Origin of the sequence: Actinacidiphila yeochonensis CN732 (genome assembly GCF_000745345.1) — a bacterium.
GTDB classification, from domain to species: Bacteria; Actinomycetota; Actinomycetes; order Streptomycetales; family Streptomycetaceae; genus Actinacidiphila; species Actinacidiphila yeochonensis.
This window is the reverse complement of the sequence record NZ_JQNR01000005.1, coordinates 3,745,182-3,759,623: the sequence shown is the minus strand read 5'-3', so window position 1 is coordinate 3,759,623 and position 14,442 is coordinate 3,745,182. Positions and strand designations below refer to the sequence as shown.

Here is a 14,442-nt window from a genome sequence, read left to right as displayed (position 1 = left end):
ATTGCTCAGGGGGCTCCGGAGGCCCGGAAGGGAGACCACGGTGCGATTCCTCTCGGTGGGGGGCGGAACGCGTGTTGTCGTGGCATGGCGGAACTCGCGGCAGCCGGGAGTGGGAGCGCTCCCATGGTGCCGCTCCCTGCATGTAAGCGACGCCGGTGCCGGGGCGTCAAGGGGTCGGACCGGCTTCAGGTCCTGAAGCCGCCGCGCCGGTCCCCGCCCGCCGGGCGGCCCGCAGGGACGTCACGCCGCTCCGGCGGCCGGTTCGGGCTGTCCGAGGGGGATGTCGCGCATGCCGCGCAACGGTGAGAAGAGCAGCCACAGCCCCGCGCAGCAGCCGCCCGTGACGGCGATCCACAGGGCCTCCCGGACGCCGCAGGCCGAGGCGAGCGCGCCGCCCGCCAGGCCGCCCAGCGGCAGCGTGCCCCAGTTGATCCAGCGTGCGGCGGCGCTGACCCGGCCCAGCAGCTCCGGCGGGCAGGCGGCCTGGCGGTAACTGGTCAGCGAGACGCCGGCGACGGTGGAGGCGAAGGTCCAGGAGATCCAGCCGAGGCCGAACAGCAGCGCCCACCAGCCGGGCCCGGCCATCGGGATCAGCAGGCCGGGCAGCGACAGCACCGTCATCGAGATCCAGCTGATCCGCGCCGATCCGACCGTCCGGGCGAGATGGCGCGCGGCCACCCCGCCGGCCACACCGCCGACCGCCCCCAGCGCCAGCAGCAGACCGACGAGGCCGGGCCGCAGGTGCAGCGTGCGGACCAGGAACACCGGGCCGAGCGTCTCCACCATGATCACGAAGAAGTTGGCCGTGCCGCTGAAGGCGGCCGCCGCGCGCAGGATGGGATCGCCCGTGAGGTGGGCGAGCCCCTCGCGGATCTGCGGCCACAGCCTGGGCCGTGCGCGCCCCCCGGTCGGAGCCGGGCGCGGCTCGCGGCTGCGGATCGCCGCCAGCGAGCCCGCCGACACCGCGAAGGAGAGGGCGTCGGCACCCATCGCCCCCGCGGCGCCGACCAGCGCCACCAGCCCGGCGCCCAGGCTCGGCCCGGCGATCTGCGCCGCCGACTGGGACACGGCCAGCTTGCCGTTGCCGTCCATGAGCCGGCCGCGGTCGAGCAGCACGGGCAGGTAGCTCTGGTAGGCCACCGAGAAGAACACGGAGAGGACGCTGGAGACCGCCGCGACGGCGTAGAGCTGGGCGAGCGTCAGCGCCCCCGCGGCGCGGGCCAGCGGCACCGAGCCGATCACCAGGAGCAGCGTGAGGTCGCAGGCGATCATCAGGCGGCGCTTGGCGAGCCGGTCCACCACCGCCCCGGCCGGCAGCGCCACCAGGAGGTACGCGCCGGTCTGCGCGGCCGAGAGCAGGCCGACCTGGAACGCGGAGGCCCCCAGCAGCACGACGGCGGCCAGCGGCAGAGCGAGGACGGTGACCTGCGACCCCGTCTCGCTGACGGTCTGACCGCCCCACAGGAGCAGGAAGTCACCATGGCGCCACAACGAGGGACCGCGGCCGGGATCATCGGGCATCCCACTGATACTGGCACCGGGCCGCCGCCGTGTCGACGCCTGTACCCGGACCTGGACGACGCCGGGCCGGGCCGCCGCCCTTCCTCCGCGGTAGCCGAGGCACGGACCGGAGGGCACCGCCGCACCCCTTCGGGTTAGGCTTGCCTAAGTTGACGCACGGCCGAGGCGGATCGCGCGCCCGGGAGGCGCGAGGAAGCGGGTAACGATGGCGGAGCAACCGCGGCGCAGGGCCCCGAAGCGGGCCACGGTGGCACGCACCGAGCGGCTGACCCCGCACATGGTCCGGGTGGTGCTCACCGTGGACCCGGAACCGCCGCTGGAGGCGGGCGGGTTCAGCGACCACTACGTGAAGCTGCTCTTCCCCGCTCCGGGCGAACGGCTGCCCGACCCGCTGGACCTGGAGGCGCTGCGGGCGGAGCTGCCGCGTGAGCGGTGGCCGCGCACCCGGACGTACACGGTGCGCTCCTGGGACCCCGGCACCCGGGAGCTGGCCCTCGACTTCGTGGTGCACGGCGACGAGGGGCTGGCCGGCCCGTGGGCCGCCGGCGCGCAGCCGGGCGAGGTGCTGCACTTCATGGGGCCCGGCGGCGGCTACCTGCCGGACCCGGCGGCGGACTGGCATCTGCTGGCCGGCGACGAGAGCGCCCTGCCGGCCATCGCGGCCTCGGTGGAGCGGCTGCCCGCCGGGGCCCGCGCGGTGGTGCTGGTCGAGGTCCCGGGGCCGGAGGAGGAGCAGAAGCTGTCCGGCCCGGCCGGCACCGAGGTCGTGTGGCTGCACCGCGGCGACCGGGCGGTGGGGGCCGCACTGGTGGAGGCCGTGGCCGCGCTGGAGTTCCCGCCGGGCCGGGTGCACGCCTTCGTGCACGGCGAGGCGACCTTCGTACGGGAGCTGCGCCGCCAGTTCCGAATGGAGCGCGGGGTGCCCCGCGAGGACCTGTCGATCTCCGGCTACTGGCGGCTGGGCCGGGACGAGGACGGCTGGCAGTCCTCGAAGCGGGAGTGGAACGCCGAGGTGGAGCGCGAGCAGGAGGGCGGCACCCCCGCCGCCTGACCCCCGCCGCCGAAGGCAGCCCCGGCCCCGGTCCCGTACACGCCGCGTACGGGACCGGGGCCGGCCGCGCTCCCGGCGGTTGCGGTGCGGTGCCGTCGAGGAACGCCGGCGGGAGGGCGGCGGCCGCGTCCGCGGCGTACGCCTCGCCCCGACGTCCGGGCGCCGGCGGACGCGGCGCCCGGCCGGTCCCGCCCGGCCCTTCACGCGACCCGACGGCGGGGCGGCCGCCTGGCCGTCGGGTGCGGCGCGTGCCGCTATGGCAGCTCGCGCGGCTTCTCCCAGGCCGACCCGGCGGGGCCGTCCTGGGAGGCGAGCGCCTGGGCCGGCACCGCGGCGGCGGTGGTGCCCGCCGCCAGGCCGGCGGCGGGCAGCGCGCCCGCACCGGCCGCAGGCTCCGGCAGGGCCGCCGGACGCGGCGCCCGGCGGCGGCTCTTCAGCCGTCGGCACGGCTCCTCGACCAGGTAGTACGACGCCGTCGCCAGGATGAACGTGGCCAGCATCGTCGACGGGAAGAGCATCCTGCCCACGCCCAGGCCGGACAGCAGGTGCATCAGCGGGTAGTGCCACAGGTAGAGGCCGTAGCTGAGGTTGCGGCCCACCCAGACCAGCGGCGTCAGCGACAGCAGCCGGTTGAGGGCTGCGTCCGGCCGCAGCTCGACGCAGGCCAGCAGCACCACCGTGAGCAGCGCGATGACGAGGAAGCCGATGGTGTAGACCGGCTCCTCCCAGGCGCTCCGCCCGGTGATCGGCACCTGCCAGACGATGAGCCCCAGCAGCACCACGGCCGGCGCCCACAGCCGTGTGGACCAGGTCCGCAGCCGGTCCCGCCAGGGGCTGGCGGTGTGCAGCCGGGCCAGCAGGATGGCCAGCACGGCACCGGCCAGCAGCTGGTCGGCGCGGGTGTCGGGGCCGTTGTAGATGCGGTGGGCGGCGGTGTCGGACCACAGGTGGAAGCGCCAGAAGACCGGGATCGCCGCCAGCGCGCCGGCGCTCAGCAGCACCGTGCGGCTGCTGAACCGGTGCAGCAGGGCGACCAGCACCGGCGGCCACAGCAGGTAGAACTGCTCCTCCACACCGAGCGACCAGGTGTGGCCGAGCGGCGCCGTCACCGCGGAGTAGGCGCCGGACTGGGCGGCCCGCACGATGTTCACCAGCGAGCCGGCGGCCAGCAGCGCGGCGGACCAGCCGTGCCGGAACCCCGGCACCGGTGCGAACGTGAGGCCCGCGGTGAGCGCGCAGACCACCAGCAGCGCGGGTACCAGCCGCAGCCAGCGGCGTCGGTAGAACTGCCGCAGGCTGATGCCGCCGGTTCTCGCGTACTCGGCGATGAGCAGCCGGGTGATCACGAAGCCGCTGATGGTGTAGAAGATGTCGACCCCGATGGAGCCCCCGGGCAGGAGGTCGGGCCGGAAGTGGTAGATGATCACCAGCATGACGGCGAAGGTGCGCAGCCCGTCGATGCCGTCGACCCGTTTGCCGGACTTCCGCACCGCGCAGGGGAATCCCGCCGGCCCGGGGGGGTCGGCGTCCGCTCTGAGGCGCGTACCTGTGCTGTCGCTGGGCCACGTGGTGGCGGAGGGTCGGCTGCTCACGCAGGTACCGCTTCCCGGCATTCGGCTGTCGATGGCAAATACATCGGCTCTAGCCAACCAGTGCTCAGGTAAGCAAAAGATAAAACGGAACCCCCGTTTCACACGATCCGCACAGGTCCTGCCCATGACCCGGACAGGAGCGGAAGGCCAGGAGGGCCGGTCTGCGCGACTCCGTGGCCGGCCATCAAGGCGGGGACCAGGGGAAGTTGAGGAAATGCGGGGTTTCGGACCGCCGGCCGGGCCGCGGCGCGGGGTGCGTCAACCCCGCGCCGCACGATTCACCCGACTGAGGAGTACGCCACAACGCCTCGCCGCAGTGCGTCGACCGCCTTGCGGGCGTTGCCGCGCACCGGGCTGGCCTCCGGCGCGGCGTTGCCGATCTGGCCGAGGACGTCGATCAGCTGCTTGCACCAGCGGACGAAGTCGCCGGCCGGCATGTCGGCGTCGGAGAGCACCGCGTCCAGGGTGTGGCCGGAGGCCCAGCGGTGGGCGGCCCAGGCGAAGCCGAGGTCGGGCTCGCGCTGGCCCACGCCCTCGGCCTGGTTGATCCGGTGCTGCTCCTCCAGGGCGTCCAGCCGCCCCCAGATCCGCACCATCTCGCCGAGTGCGGCCCGGGCGTTGCCGGTGGGCAGCCGGGGCGCCACGGCGTCGTCGGACTGCCGGGCCTCGTAGACCAGCGCCGAGGCGCACGCGGCCAGCTCCGCCGGCCCCAGGCCGTCCCACACGCCCTCGCGCAGGCACTCGCTGGCCAGCAGGTCCAGCTCGCCGTAGAGGCGTCCCAGCCGGCGGCCGTCCGGGGTGACGGTGTCGCCGTCGAGGTAGTCCAGGTCGGCGAGCACCCCGCAGACCCGGTCGAAGGTGCGGGCGATGGTGTTGGTGCGGCCCTCGATCCGCCGCTCCAGCGCCTGGGTGTCCCGGCGCAGCCGGTGGTAGCGCTCGGACCAGCGGGCGTGGTCCTCGCGGTCCTCGCAGCCGTGGCAGGGGTGGGCCCTGATGGCGGTGCGCAGCCGGGCGATCTCGGTGTCGTCGGCGGCGGCCGACCGCTCCCGGCGGTGCCGGACCGGACCGGCCCAGCCCGCGCTGCCGGCCTTGCTGCGCATCGCCGAGGCCAGGTCGCGGCGGGACTGCGGGCTGCGCGGGTTGAAGGACTTCGGCACCCGCATCCGCTCCAGCACCACCACGGGCACCGGGAAGTCCATCTGGCCCAGCTGCTTGACCTGCCGTTCGGCGGTGAGCACCAGCGGGCGCGGGCCCTCGTGGAACTCGCCGCCGCGCGGGTGGTGGGCACCGGCGGCCCGGCCGGGGATGCCCGGCTCCAGCACCAGCGCGAGCCCGGCGTACTTGCCGGCCGGCACCTGGATGATGTCCCCGGGCTTCAGCTTCTCCAGCGCGCCCATGGCCTCGGCCCGGCGCTGGGCGGACCCCTGCCGGGACAGCTCCGCCTCGCGGTCCTTCAGGTCGCGGCGCAGCGCCATGTACTCGCCGAAGTCGCCGAGGTGGCAGGTCATCGCCTCCTCGTAGCCGTCCAGGCCCTCCTCGTTGCGCTGCACCTGCCGGGAGATGCCGACCACCGAGCGGTCGGCCTGGAACTGCGCGAACGACGTCTCCAGCAGCTCCCGGGAGCGGTGCCGGCCGAACTGGCCGACGAGGTTGACCGCCATGTTGTACGAGGGCTTGAAGGAGGACCGCAGCGGGTAGGTGCGGGTGCCGGCGAGGCCGGCCACGGCGGCCGGGTTGAAGCCGCGCTGCCACAGCACCACCGCGTGGCCCTCGACATCGATGCCGCGCCGCCCGGCGCGGCCGGTGAGCTGGGTGTACTCACCGGGGGTGATGTCGGCGTGGGTCTCGCCGTTCCACTTGACGAGCTTCTCCAGCACCACCGAGCGGGCCGGCATGTTGATGCCGAGCGCCAGCGTCTCGGTGGCGAACGCCGCCTTCACCAGGCCCTTGGTGAACAGCTCCTCGACGACCTCCTTGAACGTCGGCAGCATGCCGGCGTGGTGGGCGGCGATCCCCCGTTCCAGACCCTCCAGCCACTCGAAGTAGCCCAGGACGTGCAGGTCCTCGTCGGGGATGGCGCTGGTGCGCTCCTCGACGATGGACCGCACCCGGGCGCGGGCCGCGTCGTCGTTGAGCCGCAGGCCGGCGTACAGGCACTGCTGGACGGCGGCCTCGCAGCCGGCCCGGCTGAAGATGAAGGTGATGGCGGGCAGCAGCCCCTCGGAGTCCAGCCGGTCGACGACCTCGGCCCGGCTCGGCGTCCACACCCGGCTGCGGGCGCGCCGTTCGCGCTCCCGGTCGGCCTCCCGGCCGCGCTTGCCGCGGCCCGTGTAGGGGCGCTGGCTCTCCATCCGGGCCAGCCGCTCCAGGTCGGCGTTGACCTCGCGCTTGCCGCCCGCGACCCCGGCCTTCTCCTCGAAGAGGTCGTACATCCGGCGTCCGGCCAGCACGTGCTGCCACAGCGGGACGGGGCGGTGCTCGGAGACGATCACCCTGGTGTCGCCGCGGACGGTGTCCAGCCAGTCGCCGAACTCCTCGGCGTTGGAGACGGTGGCCGACAGCGAGACGAGGGTGACGGACTGCGGCAGGTGGATGATCACCTCCTCCCACACGGCGCCGCGGAAGCGGTCGGAGAGGTAGTGGACCTCGTCCATCACCACGTAGCCGAGGCCGTCGAGGGCGGCGGAGCCCGCGTAGAGCATGTTCCGCAGCACCTCGGTGGTCATGACGATCACCGGCGCGTCGCCGTTGACACTGTTGTCGCCGGTGAGCAGGCCGACGCGGTCGGCGCCGTAGCGTTTGGCGAGGTCGTTGTACTTCTGGTTCGACAGCGCCTTGATCGGGGTGGTGTAGAAGCACTTGCGGCCCTCGCGCAGGGCCAGGTGCACGGCGAACTCGCCGACGACGGTCTTGCCCGATCCGGTGGGGGCGGCGACCAGGACGCCGCTGCCGGCCTCCAGGGCCTGGCACGCCTCGGTCTGGAACGGGTCGAGGCCGAACTCGTAGAGTTCGCGGAACTGGGCGAGGGCGGTGGCGTTCTCGGCGGCGCGGCGGAGGCTGGCGGCGTAGCGCTCGGCTGGCGGCATCTCTTCGGTCATCTCTCCTTGAGCGTACCCAAGGGGACCGACACGGCGCGTGATCTTTCTTCCCGTCGGACAGCACCTGGGGGCAACATTGCCCTGGCTTGTCCCACCTTGCCACGAAGCCGCCCGGGCGCACCCGGACGAGCCCGCGGTACGGGTCCGCGCCGGGCCGCCCGCTCAGGCCAGCAGCCGCAGCGCCCCGGCACCGTCTCCGCGGCCACCGGCAGCGGCCCACCCGCTCACCGTCCGCGTACGCCGTGACGTCCGGCGCGGCCAGCCGCACCCGGGCGGCCGGTGCACGGCCACCACCGGGTGCCGGGGGTGGGAACCGGAGTAGACCAGCGGGAAGACCCGTACCAGGGTGGTGCGGCTGCACGGCCCGACCACGCACACGTCGAAGAGGCCGTCGGCCATGTCGGCGTCCGGGCAGATCCGCATCCCGCCGCCGTAGGAGGAGCCGTTGCCGACCGCTATCAGCACCGCCTCCAGCTCCCGCTCGGGCCCGTCGTCGAACGTGACCCGGTACGGGATCGGGCGCAGCGCGGCCAGCTCGGCGAGCATCGCGGCGTCGTAGCGGAACCGGCCGAGCGGGAGCGACATCCGGTTGCCCCGGTCGTTGACCCGGGAGTCGAAGCCGGAGGCCAGCACGGTGCCGAACCAGCGCCCCTCGACCCGGCCGAGGTCCAGCCGGCGGGTCCGGCCCGCGGCGACGGCCTCCGCGACCCGTTCGGCGGCGGCCCGCGGATCGCGCACCGGCAGGCCGTTGACCCGCGCGAAGTCGTTGCCGGTGCCGACGGCCACCACGCCCAGCGGGGTATCCGTGCCGGCCACCGCCCGCAGGGCCAGCCCGACCATGCCGTCCCCGCCGACGACGACCAGCGCGTCCGGGCCGCCGGCCACCGCGGCCCGCGCCAGGTCCAGCGCCTCGGCCGCGTCGCGGCCGACCACGGTCCGCACCCGGTGCCCGGCGCGGCGCAGCGTTTCGAGCACCGGCACGGCAGCCCGGGCGCCCCGGCCGCGGCCCGCCGAGGGGTTGACGAGGAGCGCGATGTCGCGGGTCACGGGCGGACCCTACCGGCTCCCCCGGCCCGCGGGACATCCCCTGGATTGCGCTCCGCCGAACCTCCCGGGCGCCTCGGGTGCGCCCGGGCCGACCACCGGTCTCAGGTGGCGTCGTCGTAGTCCGCGTCGGTGGCGCGGCGCTCGGCCTCGGCGTCGAAGGGCTCGGCGGCGATCTGCTCCGGCACGTGGGCGAGGCCGGACGCCTCGTCCGGGTCGAGGCCGAAGTCCGGGTCGGCGGCGCGGAGCCGGGCGCGGCGGCGGTCGTTGAGGAAGCAGACGGCCATCGCGAGGAAGTACAGGAAGACGATCGGCGCGGCCAGCAGGCACATCGTCAGCGGGTCGCCGGTGGGCGTGGCCACGGCCGCGAAGACGGTGATGCCGATGACCATCCACCGCCACCAGCCGAGCATCCGGCGGCCGGTGACGATGCCGGTGAAGTTGAGCAGCACCAGCACCAGCGGCAGCTCGAAGGCGAGCCCGAAGACGACGACCATGCGGACCACCAGGTCCAGGAAGTCGTCCAGTGCCAGCAGGTTGGTGGTGTCGTTCGGCACGAAGCCGATCATGATCCGCGCGGTCTGCGGCAGGATCTCGTAGGCCAGCGTGGCACCGGCCAGGAAGAGCGGCACGCCGGCGGCGACGAACCCGAGGGTGTAGCGCTTCTCGTTCTTGTGCAGGCCCGGCGCGAGGAACGCCCACAGCTGGTAGAGCCACACCGGCGAGGAGAGCACCACGCCGGCCATCAGCGAGACCTTCAGCGCGATCGAGAAGCCGCCGAGCAGACCGTTGACGGTCATCTGGGCGCAGGGCGCGGTGCTCTTCTGGTGGGTGGCCCCGTTCACGCAGCGCACGTTCGCGGGGATGCGGTGCTGGAGCAGCTCGATGATGTGCTTGTAGAAGAACGCCGCCACGATGGTGATCACGATGATGGCGAGCACCGACTTGACCAGCCGGTTGCGCAACTCACGCAGGTGGTCCGCCAGGGGCATCCGCCCTTCGGGGTCCTTGTCCTGCTTGGGGGCGGTCTTGGGCACCCACGTCCTCGTCTCGTGCGGCAGCCGTCATCGTTCCGTGACGGCTTCGTCCTTCACCAGGGCCCCGTCCGCTTCGGCGGGGGCGGGGCCGGTCGGTCGTCTGTCCGGGCGGTCAGCTCGCGGCGGAGGTGTGCTCCGGCTCGGCGACCGGGCGGGCGCTGGCGGTGTCGCCGGGCGCGGACTGGATGGTGCGGGCGGCGGCCTGCTGCGCGGCGGCCGACTCTCCCTTGCCCGCCCACTCGTCCTTGACCTCGTCCTTCATGGCCTTGGCCTCGCTCTTGAGGATACGGGCGGACTTGCCGAGGGAGCGTGCCAGATCGGGCAGCTTCTTGGCGCCGAAGAGGACGACGATCACAGCGAGGATGAGGAGGAGTTCCAGGGGCTTCAGGTTGCCGAGCATCAGTGTTCCACCTTCTCACCTGGGCGGCGTGTGCGTTGCATCGTAACGTGGCACGGTGAACGCCCGGCGGACTGCCGGTGGCCACCAGGCGGCCGCCCCCGCCGCGCTTGGGTGCCACCGCCTGGGCCAGCGTACCCGCACCCCCCGTCATAGCGGCAGGTTCAACGGCGTGAGATCTCGCCGGCCCGCACGGCCAGCGGCTCAGCCGCCCGGCGCAACCGGTCGCTCGCGGCGCCCAGCGCCTCCGTACTGGCGGCCACCTGGAGGGCCAGCCGGCGGACGGCCGTGAAGACCCGGACGGCGCACAGCGCGAGCACGGCCAGGCCGGCGGCCGCCAGCCCGACGGAGAGGAAGAGCCACCACATGGGCCGCGAGCCTACCGGCCGGTGAGCCGCATGGTGCGCACCCCGGCGCCGGTGAGCAGCTCCACGATCCGCTCCCCCGCCGGCTTGCGGACCGCCTCACCGCACTCCGGACAGGTGAAGGAGTAGAACGTGGTGCGCGCGGAGGCCCCTATGGCCAGCCGCAGCGCCCCCGCTGGGAGTTCGAAGCAGGTGCGGCAGTGCGGGCAGCCGGCCCGGAAGGCGGGGGCGGGGATCTCCGCGGCGGCCGCGACGCTCCGGGGCGCCCGGTCGGAGGCCGGCGCCGGAGGAACGGCCCCGCCGCCGGTGCGGTCACTCACCGTAGGCGGCCAGGGCGCGGACGGCGGCCTCGCGGGCCTCGTCGACGAGGTCGGACGGCGAGGTGATCCGGCCGTCCCGGCCCAGCCGCAGCGCCAGTCGGCGCAGGGAGCCCGGGTCGGGGGTGCGCAGGGTGATCCGCAGGCCGCCGTCGGGCAGCTCCTCGGCGCTGTCGTGCGGGTAGTACTCGGCGACCCAGCGGCCGCCCGGACCGACCTCCACGACCACCTCGGGGTCGTCGCCGGCCGGCTGCACCAGGCCCTGGGACAGGTCCCGCGGCTCGATCCGGGGCGGGTCCGACGGCTCGTCGAGGAGCCGGATCTCGGCGACCCGGTCGAGCCGGAAGGTGCGCCGGTCCTCCGACAGCCGGCACCAGCCTTCGACGTAGGTGTGGCCGACGGTGAACAGCCGGATCGGGTCCACCTCGCGCTCGGTGAGGGTGTCGCGGGCCGGCGAGTAGTAGCGCATCCACAGCCGGCGGCGCTCGGTCAGGGCCCGGTCGACGGTGGCGAACACGCTGCCCTCGGCCTCGAAGGTGACCGACAGCCGTCCGCTGGCGCCGGCCGCCTCGCCCGCCGCGGCCTCCAGCTTGGCGGCGGCCCGCTGCAGGGCCTGCCGGTCCTGCTCGCGCAGGCCCGGCAGCTCGGCGACCGCGCGGGCGGCCACCAGCAGCGCGGTGGCCTCGTCGGCGGCCAGCCGCAGCGGCTGCGCCACGTCGTCGGCCGTGCCGGGGTTGTGCCACCAGATCCGCTCGCCGTCGGTGTCGATGTCGAGCAGGTCGCCGCCGCGGAAGCTGGTGCCGCACAGCGGCAGCACGTTCAGGTCGCCGATCAGCTCGGCCTCGGTCACGCCGAACGCGCGGGCCACCTCGCTCACCCGCGCCCCGGGCCGCTCCCGCAGATAGGTCACCAGCGACAGCATCCGCCGGGTCTGGTCGATCGCGTTGCTCACGCCGTTCTCCCCCTCAGCCCTTCGCCACGGCGCGCAGCCGGTCCAGCAGGTCGGCGCGCAGCTCCTCGGGGGCCAGGACGACGACGTCCGGCCCGAACTCGGCCAGCCAGGCGTCCAGGCCGTGGCCGTAGGGCACCTCCAGCTCGTCCCAGTCGGCGTCCATGGGCTCCGTGGTGACCGCACGGGCCCGCAGCGGGTAGCCGCTGCCGCGGCGCAGCCGCAGCCGGGCGGTGGCCGCTGTGGCCCCGTCGCCGGCCCACCGGGCCACGGCCTCGCGCACGTCCACGTGGTCGGGCACCTCGGCGGTGAACGCGCCGCGCACCTTCACCCGTCCGGTGATCCGGGAGAGCCGGAAGACCCGTACGGCGCCGCGGTCCCGGTCGTGGCCGGCCAGGTACCAGTGGCCGCGCCAGCACTCCAGGGCCCACGGCTCCACCAGCCGCGGCTCGGGCCGGGCGGCGTTGGCCTTGCGGTAGTCGAAGGCGACGGCCCGGCGCTCCCGGGTGGCGAGCATCAGCGCCTCGAAGGCGGGCTCGGGCGCGGGGATACGCGGCTCCAGGGCGCTGTTGACGTCCTCGTAGGGGACCCCGGCCGCGCGCAGCTTCTGCAGCGCGCCGCTGGCCGCCTCGGCGAGCCGAGCCTGCTGCCACACCTTAGCGGCCAGCGCGAGGGCGGCGGCCTCCTCCGGGTCCAGCACGATGTCGGGCAGCCGGTTGCGGTCGCTGCGCGCCTGGTAGCCGAACTCGCCGTCGACGCTCTCCACGGTGTCGATCACCAGGCCGAGCTCGCGCAGGTCGTCCTTGTCGCGCTCGAACATCCGGTTGAACGACTCGTCCGAGGTGACCTCGTGGTACGCCTCGATGGAAGCGCGCAGCTCACGCTTGCTGAGCGGGCGCCGGGTGTTCATCAGGCACAGCGCGAGGTTCATCAGCCGCTCGGCCTTGGCGATCGCCATAGTTCCCCTTTTGTGTGTCCGCCCGCCTCCGGGAGCGCGACCCGCTGCCGACGGTCGATCGCGCTCGACCCGCTCTCCCCCGGGTTCCGTCCAGGACCCGGTCACGGATCTCCGCGCGTTCTCCCCGACGGCGGCGGCGCCCCCTTCGGCTCACTCACCGGCTCGCCCTCGCACCGGGCAGCCTGCGGCCGTACGGCGCGGCGTACGGCTGGGTCTGGCCGTTGTCCGTGCCCTCGCAGAGGGACCGTACCGCCCCCGGGGGCCGCTCCCCAAACCCCGCCCGTCCCAGGCCAGGACGGGCCCGGGGGTGCCGGAAGGCGCTCGGGGCGGCGGCGCCGGCAGCGCCACCGCCCCGAGCCCGCCCGGGAACCTCAGACCGCGACCAGGTCGCAGACGAAGATCAGCGTCTCGCCCGGGGCGATCGCGCTGCCCGCGCCGCGGTCGCCGTAGGCGAGGTGCGGCGGGATGGTCAGCTGGCGGCGGCCGCCGACCCTCATGCCCTCGACGCCCTGGTCCCAGCCGGTGATGACCTGGCCGGCACCGAGCTGGAAGCGCAGCGGGGCGCCGCGGTTCCAGCTCGTGTCGAACTCCTCGCCGGTGGAGAAGGCGACACCCACGTAGTGGACGGCGACGACGGCGCCGGCCTTGGCCTCGGGGCCGTCGCCCACCTTGAGGTCCTTGATCTCCAGGTCGGCCGGCGGCTCGCCGCCCGGGAAGTCGACCTCGGGCTTTTCGGTGCTCACTGCGTGCTCCTTGTAGTGGTGCGGGCAACCTGCACAGTCTTGCAGACCGGGCGCGGCGGCCCCGGCGCCCGGCCCGCACGGCGGGGCGCCGGGGGCACGGCGCGGGGTGGGGGCACCCGGTCACAGGTCCCCCTCCCCCGGTCGGCGGCCGGTCACATCACCGCGAGGATGTCCAGGGTGAAGACGAGCGTCGCGTCGGCCGGGATGCCGCTGCCGCTCGGCGGGGTCTTGCCGTAGCCGAGGGCGGGCGGGGTGACCAGCAGGACGCGGCTGCCGGCCTTCTTGCCGACCAGGCCCTGCTGCCAGCCGGGGATGAGCTGGCTGAGCTGGAGCGGGGCCAGCTGGCCGTGGCTGTAGCTGGAGTCGAAGGACTTGCCGGTCGTCCACACCAGGCCCTGGTACTGGGCGAGCACGGTGGAACTGGACGTGACCGCGGGCCCCGAGCCCTCCAGGATGTACTCGGCGACCAGCTTCGTCGGCTCCTTGGCGCCCTTGGGGATGGTCACCGAGGGCTGCTTGCCGTCGGTGTTCGTACCCACCTTCGGCAGGTCGGGGTTCTTCTGCGGGACGGGCTTGCCGGTGGCGGAGCTGGTGCCGTTGAAGCGGTCGAGGACGTCGATGACGAAGACCAGCGTGTCGGTGCCGGAGATGCCCGCCTGGGCGTTGCCGGAGTCGCCGTAGCCGAGCGAGGGCGGGATGGCCAGCTCCAGTCGGCTGCCGGTCTTCCGGCCGAGCAGCCCCTCGTCCCAGCCGGGGATGACCTGCCCCTGCCCGATGACGGTGGTGTACGGGCCGCGGCCGAAGGAGGTGTCGAAGACCTTCGCGGTGTTCCAGATCTGGCCGAGGTAGTTGACCGTGACGTAGTCGCCGCCGGCGACGGTCGGGCCGCTGCCCTGCACCACCGTCTTCACGGCGAGCTGCGGCGAGGGGGCGACGGTCCCCTTGGCGACGGTGGGCTTCTGGCCGAAGCCCTTGCCGGCGGTGATCTCCGGGACCGGGCCGGAGACGATCTGCGTGGAGGGCGTGGCCGTGGTGCCGGACGCCCCGGGGCTGGTCGGGGTGGAGCCGGTCGGGCTGGCGGTCGCCGAACCGCCCTTGTCCTTGTTGTCGCTGCCGCAGCCGGCGGCGGTGAGCAGGAGAGCGGGCACGGCGAGCAGGGCGGAGCGTCGGCGCACGGGGTCCTCGTTCGGGTCGGTGTGGGGGCAGGGGTCGCGGGGGCGGATCAGCTGGTCCGATATGACGCCCCCACACCTTAGGACGTGGTGCAGGCCCCGCACGAGGTACGCACGGGGCCTGCGGTGCCGCCGGGGCGGCGGGTGGCCCTCCGGAGGGACGGGCCGGGAGGACCCGGGTGCCCAGGAGGACCCGGA

At 74.3% G+C, this 14,442-nt stretch carries 12 protein-coding genes and 1 pseudogene; 1 reads left to right on the top strand and 12 read right to left on the bottom strand.

Going from position 1 to position 14,442, the window contains the following annotated elements; genetic code table 11:
* Positions 1–240: 240 nt before the first annotated feature.
* The gene (locus BS72_RS27250) at positions 241–1,521 is read right to left on the bottom strand and encodes an MFS transporter (protein ID WP_037914397.1); all 1,281 of its coding nucleotides are present in this window, start codon (positions 1,519–1,521) and stop codon (positions 241–243) included.
* A 205-nt stretch (positions 1,522–1,726) separates the two neighbouring features.
* On the opposite strand from BS72_RS27250, the gene BS72_RS27245 reads away from it, so the two are divergent.
* Complete coding sequence (locus BS72_RS27245) at positions 1,727–2,572, top strand: siderophore-interacting protein (protein WP_037914396.1); 846 nt, start codon at positions 1,727–1,729, stop codon at positions 2,570–2,572.
* Positions 2,573–2,826: 254 nt separating this feature from the next.
* Here the strand turns inward: BS72_RS27245 and BS72_RS27240 are convergent, their stop codons facing one another.
* The 11 genes and pseudogenes from BS72_RS27240 to BS72_RS27190 form a co-directional block, all read right to left on the bottom strand.
* A complete protein-coding gene (locus BS72_RS27240) occupies positions 2,827–4,062 on the bottom strand; it encodes an acyltransferase family protein (protein ID WP_063836147.1) in 1,236 nt (411 codons plus the stop codon).
* A 380-nt stretch (positions 4,063–4,442) separates the two neighbouring features.
* Positions 4,443–7,262 carry a DEAD/DEAH box helicase gene (locus BS72_RS27235; RefSeq protein ID WP_037914395.1) on the bottom strand — a complete coding sequence of 940 codons (2,820 nt, stop codon included), beginning with the start codon at positions 7,260–7,262 and terminating at the stop codon, positions 4,443–4,445.
* Between the two features lie 182 nt (positions 7,263–7,444).
* Positions 7,445–8,309: pseudogene (locus BS72_RS27230) on the bottom strand (diacylglycerol kinase); the annotation flags it as partial.
* 101 nt (positions 8,310–8,410) lie between these two features.
* Entirely contained in the window at positions 8,411–9,343 is a 933-nt protein-coding gene (tatC, locus tag BS72_RS27225; protein ID WP_037914394.1) for a twin-arginine translocase subunit TatC, read from the bottom strand.
* A gap of 112 nt (positions 9,344–9,455) precedes the next feature.
* Entirely contained in the window at positions 9,456–9,743 is a 288-nt protein-coding gene (tatA, locus tag BS72_RS27220) for a Sec-independent protein translocase subunit TatA (protein ID WP_037914393.1), read from the bottom strand.
* Between the two features lie 161 nt (positions 9,744–9,904).
* Entirely contained in the window at positions 9,905–10,108 is a 204-nt protein-coding gene (locus BS72_RS35990) for a hypothetical protein (RefSeq protein ID WP_037914392.1), read from the bottom strand.
* An 11-nt stretch (positions 10,109–10,119) separates the two neighbouring features.
* Positions 10,120–10,341, bottom strand: a complete 222-nt coding sequence (locus BS72_RS27210) for a hypothetical protein (protein ID WP_037917894.1) — start codon at positions 10,339–10,341, stop codon at positions 10,120–10,122.
* Between the two features lie 76 nt (positions 10,342–10,417).
* Positions 10,418–11,344 (bottom strand): helix-turn-helix transcriptional regulator, encoded by a 927-nt coding sequence (locus tag BS72_RS27205; protein WP_037917891.1) that lies wholly within the window; start codon positions 11,342–11,344, stop codon positions 10,418–10,420.
* A gap of 43 nt (positions 11,345–11,387) precedes the next feature.
* On the bottom strand, positions 11,388–12,329 hold the full coding sequence (locus BS72_RS27200; protein WP_037914390.1) for a helix-turn-helix transcriptional regulator: 942 nt from the start codon (positions 12,327–12,329) through the stop codon (positions 11,388–11,390).
* Between the two features lie 371 nt (positions 12,330–12,700).
* The gene (locus BS72_RS27195; protein WP_037914388.1) at positions 12,701–13,072 is read right to left on the bottom strand and encodes an FKBP-type peptidyl-prolyl cis-trans isomerase; all 372 of its coding nucleotides are present in this window, start codon (positions 13,070–13,072) and stop codon (positions 12,701–12,703) included.
* Positions 13,073–13,224: 152 nt separating this feature from the next.
* Positions 13,225–14,247 (bottom strand): FKBP-type peptidyl-prolyl cis-trans isomerase, encoded by a 1,023-nt coding sequence (locus BS72_RS27190; RefSeq protein ID WP_037914387.1) that lies wholly within the window; start codon positions 14,245–14,247, stop codon positions 13,225–13,227.
* Between the last annotated feature and the right edge of the window lie 195 nt (positions 14,248–14,442).